The organism is Phenylobacterium sp. (assembly GCF_030693805.1).
Taxonomy (GTDB): Bacteria; Pseudomonadota; Alphaproteobacteria; order Caulobacterales; family Caulobacteraceae; genus Phenylobacterium.
In genome coordinates this window covers 1-5,829 of record NZ_JAUXZW010000272.1, presented here as the reverse complement: position 1 = coordinate 5,829, position 5,829 = coordinate 1, and the positions used below count along the sequence as shown (strand labels likewise).

7 protein-coding genes and 1 pseudogene are annotated in these 5,829 nt (G+C 68.3%); 5 read left to right on the top strand and 3 right to left on the bottom strand.

The window, feature by feature from the left end; translation table 11 throughout:
* Both Q8M88_RS10495 and Q8M88_RS10490 read right to left on the bottom strand, forming a co-directional pair.
* On the bottom strand, positions 1-789 hold a 789-nt coding region (locus tag Q8M88_RS10495), incomplete at its 3' end, for an Hsp70 family protein (protein ID WP_305597111.1).
* Positions 790-983: 194 nt separating this feature from the next.
* Complete coding sequence (locus Q8M88_RS10490) at positions 984-1,481, bottom strand: hypothetical protein (RefSeq protein WP_305597110.1); 498 nt, start codon at positions 1,479-1,481, stop codon at positions 984-986.
* A gap of 143 nt (positions 1,482-1,624) precedes the next feature.
* On the opposite strand from Q8M88_RS10490, the gene Q8M88_RS10485 reads away from it, so the two are divergent.
* The 5 genes from Q8M88_RS10485 to Q8M88_RS10465 all read left to right on the top strand — a co-directional run bounded on the left by Q8M88_RS10485 (position 1,625) and on the right by Q8M88_RS10465 (position 5,624).
* On the top strand, positions 1,625-2,041 hold the full coding sequence (locus Q8M88_RS10485; RefSeq protein ID WP_305597109.1) for a rubrerythrin family protein: 417 nt from the start codon (positions 1,625-1,627) through the stop codon (positions 2,039-2,041).
* A 10-nt stretch (positions 2,042-2,051) separates the two neighbouring features.
* Positions 2,052-3,413 (top strand): (Fe-S)-binding protein, encoded by a 1,362-nt coding sequence (locus Q8M88_RS10480; protein WP_305597108.1) that lies wholly within the window; start codon positions 2,052-2,054, stop codon positions 3,411-3,413.
* An 11-nt stretch (positions 3,414-3,424) separates the two neighbouring features.
* A complete protein-coding gene (locus Q8M88_RS10475) occupies positions 3,425-4,018 on the top strand; it encodes a DUF3501 family protein (protein ID WP_305597107.1) in 594 nt (197 codons plus the stop codon).
* 19 nt (positions 4,019-4,037) lie between these two features.
* Entirely contained in the window at positions 4,038-4,643 is a 606-nt protein-coding gene (locus tag Q8M88_RS10470; protein ID WP_305597106.1) for an alpha-ketoglutarate-dependent dioxygenase AlkB, read from the top strand.
* Between the two features lie 75 nt (positions 4,644-4,718).
* Positions 4,719-5,624 carry a dienelactone hydrolase family protein gene (locus Q8M88_RS10465; RefSeq protein ID WP_305597105.1) on the top strand — a complete coding sequence of 302 codons (906 nt, stop codon included), beginning with the start codon at positions 4,719-4,721 and terminating at the stop codon, positions 5,622-5,624.
* A 4-nt stretch (positions 5,625-5,628) separates the two neighbouring features.
* Here the strand turns inward: Q8M88_RS10465 and Q8M88_RS10460 are convergent.
* Positions 5,629-5,829 (bottom strand): annotated as a pseudogene (locus Q8M88_RS10460) (hypothetical protein); the annotation flags it as partial.

The following is a 5,829-nucleotide window of genomic DNA, read 5'->3' as shown; positions in this document are numbered from 1 at the left end:
CTTCTCGGCGGCTTCCTTGAGGCGCTGCAGCGCGAGAGGATCCTTCTTCAGGTCGATGCCCTGTTCCTTCTGGAACTCGGACGCGATGTAGTCGATGACCCGCATGTCGAAGTCTTCGCCACCCAGGAACGTGTCGCCGTTGGTCGACTTCACCTCGAAGACGCCATCGCCGATCTCTAGGATCGAGACGTCGAAGGTGCCGCCGCCGAGGTCGTAGACGGCGATCTTCTTGCCGTCGTTCTTGTCCAGGCCGTAGGCGAGCGCGGCCGCGGTCGGCTCGTTGATGATCCGCAGGACTTCGAGGCCGGCGATCTTGCCGGCGTCCTTGGTCGCCTGACGCTGGGCGTCGTTGAAGTAGGCCGGGACGGTGATGACCGCCTTCTCGACCTTTTCACCGAGGTGCTGCTCGGCGGCTTCCTTCATCTTCTGCAGGATGAAGGCCGAGACCTGCTGCGGGGAATAGTCCTTCCCATGGGCGCGAACCCAGGCGTCGCCCGTGGGACCCTTGACGATCTCGTAGGGCACCATGCCCTTGTCCTTCTCGACCATGGGGTCGGAAGCGTTGCGGCCGATCAGCCGCTTGATCGCAAACAGGGTGTTCGAGGGATTGGTGACCGCCTGGCGCTTCGCCGGCTGGCCTACCAGTCGCTCCCCGTCGTCGAGGAAGGCGACCACCGAAGGCGTGGTGCGCGCGCCTTCAGCGTTCTCGATCACCTTGGGCTGTTTGCCGTCCATGATGGCCACGCACGAATTGGTGGTGCCGAGGTCGATGCCGATGATCTTGCTCATGTGAGAGTCTTGCTCGCTCCTGATTGGCGGACGTCGTGGCGGGCCTTCGTATGAAGCGCCCGACTGGCCGGCGTCCCCGGTTCGCTAAGGTCTCAGCAGGCTCACGTCCAGTGAACCAGCGTCGTTTCGCGATATGGGGAAAATTGCCGGCCCTGCAAGAGCGAACCGCAGCGAAGGGGCCTGCGGGCCTTGCGTCAAACGCGCCGCCAGGCGGCTTGGGCGGCCGCATAGTCGGTGGCGGCGAAGGGCGTATGCGCGCCGCGGCTGGCCAGGAAGGCATGCTCGACCACCATCGCCTGCTGCTCGATGTTGAGGTGCGTGAACGCAGCCCCGCCGGCCAGGTCGTAGGCGTAGGCCGCCGCGTCGTCGCCGCTGCGAAGCTTGGCCATCAGCAGGTTGATCCCGTTCTGCGCCTGCCAGACGTGGGTCAGCTCGTGGACGAACACGCCCTGCAGGCGCACCGGCACGCCCTGCGCGCCGAAATCCAGCAGCGCCGCGCGGGCTGGCCAGACAATCAGCGACGGCCCGGCGACGAACGCCCGGCTCCATCCGGGAATCGCAAACAGCCTCACGCGGGAGGCGTTCAGGCCGGCGCCGAACATCTCGGCGCCCAGCGCCTGCTCGGCCGCCGTCAGGCGGCGCAGCCGGGCAGGTCGCATCAGGCGGGCAGGGATCGCCGCGATTTCGCTCATGGCGCGATAGTGGCGCGTCGATGAGCAGGCCGAAAGCTCATCGAGCCGCTCTATCGAACGCATAAAAGCAATCGATTGGATTGCGCATCGCGTTGGGGTCTAAGGTCATCGTTCGGATTCACGGCTCGAACGGGAGGACAGCCATGACGCTTGCAACCAGCAAGACCCTCGACAACCTCAAGGCGGCGTTCGCCGGCGAGAGCCAGGCCAACCGCCGTTACCTGTATTTCGCGCAGAAGGCCGACGTGGAAGGCTACAACGACGTCGCCTCGGTGTTCCGCTCCACCGCCGAAGGTGAGACCGGCCACGCCCACGGCCACCTCGAATTCATGGAGGCCGTCGGCGACCCCGCCACCGGCCTGCCGATCGGCGGCACCGACAACAACCTGAAGGCCGCCATCGCCGGCGAGACCCACGAGTACACCGACATGTACCCGGGCATGGCGCGCACCGCCCGCGACGAGGGCTTCGAAGAGATCGCCGACTGGTTCGAGACCCTGGCGAAGGCTGAAAAGTCGCACGCCGGGCGCTTCCAGCGCGCCCTCGACGCGCTCGACTAAGGCCAAGCCCATGGCCGACACGCCGAAGGAGGCTGCCCGCGAGGGCAGCCTCGATGCGCCCCTGCGCCATCCGATCGCCTGGCGCGACGAGGCCTATTACGACCTCGCCGCCGTCGAGAAGGAGATGGAGCGGGTCTTTGACATCTGTCACGGCTGCCGGCGCTGCTTCAATCTTTGCGACAGCTTCCCCAAGCTGTTCGACATGATCGACGAGAGCCCGACCGGCGAACTCGACGGGGTCGACAAGGCTCGGTACGCCGAGGTCGCCGAGAGCTGCACGCTCTGCGACATGTGCTTCCTGACCAAGTGCCCGTACGTGCCGCCGCACGCCTTCGACCTGGATTTCCCCCACCTGATCCTTCGCTATCGCGCCGCCGTGCGCAAAGCCGAGGGCGGCGAGTTCGTGCGCGAGCAGCTGGGCGAGACCGACCGCAACGGCAAGCTGGCCAAGCCGGTCGCCGGCCTCGCCAACTGGGCGACCAAGCAAGGCAGCCCCCTGCGCGGCTTCATGGAGGCGATCGCCGGCATCGACGCCGAGGCGAAGCTGCCGGTGTTCCATAGCCGCACGGCCACCGACCGGCTGCGCCGCGGGGTCACGGCCGATGCGGCAGGCCCGGCGTTCGGCCAGCGCAAGGCGGCCGTCTACGCCACCTGCTTTTCTGAATACAACGCACCGTCCGTGGCCGAGGCCGCGATGGCGGTGCTGGCTCGCCAAGGCGTCGCGGCCCACCTGGTCTATCCGGAATGCTGCGGCATGCCGCAGATGGAGGCCGGCGACCTGAAGGACGTGGCGGGGCGCGCCGCCCGTGTGGCCAAGGCGTTCCAGCCGGCGCTCGACGACGGCTGCGACGTGGTCGCGCTGACCGCGTCCTGCGCGCTGATGCTGAAGTTCGAATGGCCGCTGCTGCTGCCTGAGAACGCGGATGTTCAGCGGCTCGCCAAAGCAGTCCGCGACGTCTCGGAATATGTGGTCGAGCTCTCCAAGGCGCATGGCCTGGCCGAAGGCCTGGGTCCAGTCGATGGATCGATCACCCTGCATCACGCCTGCCATGAGCGGGCGCAGAACATGGGCGCCAAGTCGGCCGAGATGCTGCGGATGATCCCCGGGGCCAAGGTCGACCTGGTGGAGCGCTGCTCCGGCCACGGCGGCACCTTCGGAGTGATGAAGAAGACCCGCGCGTCCGCCGTGAAGACCGGCAAGCCCACCGCGCGGCAGATCGTCCAAAAGGGCGGCGAGACCCTGTGTTCGGACTGCCCGCTGGCCTGCCAGCACCTGGGCGAACTGGTGCAGGCCGAGCTTCCAGCCGGATCGGTCCAGCCCGCACAGGCCCATCCGATCGAGGTGTTCGCCCGCGCCTATGGCCTGGCCTGAGGAACACGCCCATGCCTGTCGACGAACGCCGGATCACCCCGGCCGACCTGCTGCCCGACGCCGAGTTCGCCAAGGTGCGACGTGAGCGCCGCGCGGCGCTGATCCCGCGCAAGCGCAACCGCCGCCTGGAGCTGGGACCGGTCTGCACGCTGCATTTCGAGAGCTACGACACCATGCTCTTCCAGGTGCAGGAGATGCTGCTGATCGAGAAGGGCGGCCCGGCCCAGGTGCCGGACGAGCTCGCCGCCTACAATCCGCTGATTCCGCAAGGCTCGGAGCTCGTCGCTACGACCCTGTTCGAGATCGACGAGCCGGTGCGCAGGGCTGCGATCCTGGGCCGGCTGGGCGGCGTCGAGGACCACTTCTACCTGCAGGTCGGCGATGAGCGGACCTCGGCCGTGCCGGAAGGCGACATCGAGCGCACCCGGGAGGACGGCAAGACCTCGTCGGTGCACTTCCTGCGCTTCGGGCTCAGCCCGACACAGAAGGCGGCGTTCAGCGACCCGGCGACGCCTGCGCTGATCGGTTGCGATCATCCGGGCTACGCGCACATGACGCTGCTCAGCGCCGAGATGCGCGCCGATCTCGCCAGCGACTTCAGCTGAACGAGCCTATATCGAGCGGATGAGCCTGGCCGACGATCACGGTTTCCGCCTGTGGCCCGCACGGCTGTCGCCGGACGAGCAGCGCTCGCTGGTCGACGAGGTGTTCGCGCTGGCCGCTGCGGCGCCGTTCTACCGACCGATGACGCCAGGCGGCAAGCCGATGAGCGTGGAGATGACCAACTTCGGCGACCTGGGTTGGGTCACCGACCTCGACGGCTATCGCTATCAGTCCACCCATCCGGTGACCGGCGCGGCGTGGCCGGCCATGCCGCAGATCCTGAGGAGCCTGTGGGACGAGCTGGCGCAGGCCGCCGCCCCGCCGGACGCCTGCCTGGTGAACCTGTATCGCGGCGATGCGCGGATGGGCCTGCACCAGGACCGCGACGAGGTGGACTTCGCCTTTCCCGTCCTGTCGGTGTCGCTGGGCGACACGGCGGTGTTCCGCCTGGGTGGCGGAAAGCGGAACGATCCGACGCGCTCGCTGCGGTTGTCGTCTGGCGATGTGATGGTCCTGGCCGGCGCGGCGCGGCTCGCACACCACGGCGTGGACCGCATCCTGCCCGGTTCCTCGCGCCTCGTTCCCGGCGGCGGGAGGATCAACCTGACGCTGCGTCGCGCGCTTTGACTCCCGCGCCGCGAGGGCTCAGAATTTTTCGCTGACGCGCCAGACAAAACCATCGTGAAGACCTGGGAGTCCCACATGCCGACGCTTACTCGCCCGGAGGGAACCAGGCCGCAGGACCTGAACCTGTCACGCCGCGGGCTCGCGGGTGCGGTGTTCGGCGGCTACGCGGTCTACGCCCTGTCCGCCGACGCCCAGCCGATCACCACCGACGCCGTGGGCCTGGTCACCGAGACGGTGCAGTTCCCGGTGGAGGATCGCTTCATCCCGGCGTTCCTGGCGCGGCCCGACGCGCGCGGCCGGTTCCCGACGGTGATCGTGATCTCCGAGGTGTTCGGCGTGCACGAGTACATCCGCGACGTCTGCCGCCGGTTGGCCAAGCTGGGGTATGTGGCCCTCGCGCCTGATTTCTTCGTCCGCGCCGGCGACCCATCGGGCATCAGCGACTTCAACGAGATCCGCCGCATCGTCTCGCAATCGTCGGAGGCGCAGGTGAACGGCGATCTGCGCGGGGCGCTGGCCTACCTCAAAGGGCAACGCTTCTCCGACAGCCGCAAGCTGGCGATCTGCGGCTTCTGCTGGGGCGGCGCGGTGGCGTGGCTGGCCTGCGAGCAGATGAGCGAATTCAAGGCCGGCGCCGCGTGGTACGGTCGGCTGACCCCGCCGAAGCCGGGCGACTTCCTGGGCGAGCCTGACCGCAACTGGCCGCTGCAGCGCGCCGCCGCGCTGAAGGCCCCGGTGCTCGGGCTCTATGGCGGCAAGGACCAGGGGATACCGCTGTCCGACGTCGAGCTGATGCGCCAGGCCCTGGCGGCGTCCGGCAAGTCGAGGTCGGAGCTGGTGGTGTTCCCGAACGCCCAGCATGGGTTCCATGCCGACTACCGGGCAAGCTATGACGCGGCGGCGGCGGCTGACGGTTGGGCGCGGATGCTCGCCCATTTCGCGCGCAACGGCGTTGCGCCAAAGGCCTACAAGCCGGGCTGAACCCTTAGAACGGCGGGTCTTCGGCCGGCGGCGGGGTGACCGCATCCAGCAGGTCGCCCACCTTGTCAGCCGGCGCGGCCACAGGCTCGGCGGCTCTGGCGGCGCGTTCCGCGGCGGCCTTGGCCTGGGCGAGCTGCAGCTTGGCGGCTTCGGCCTCGGCCTTGGCCTTTTCCACCTCGGGATCCGGCTCGGGCGGCGGCGGCGG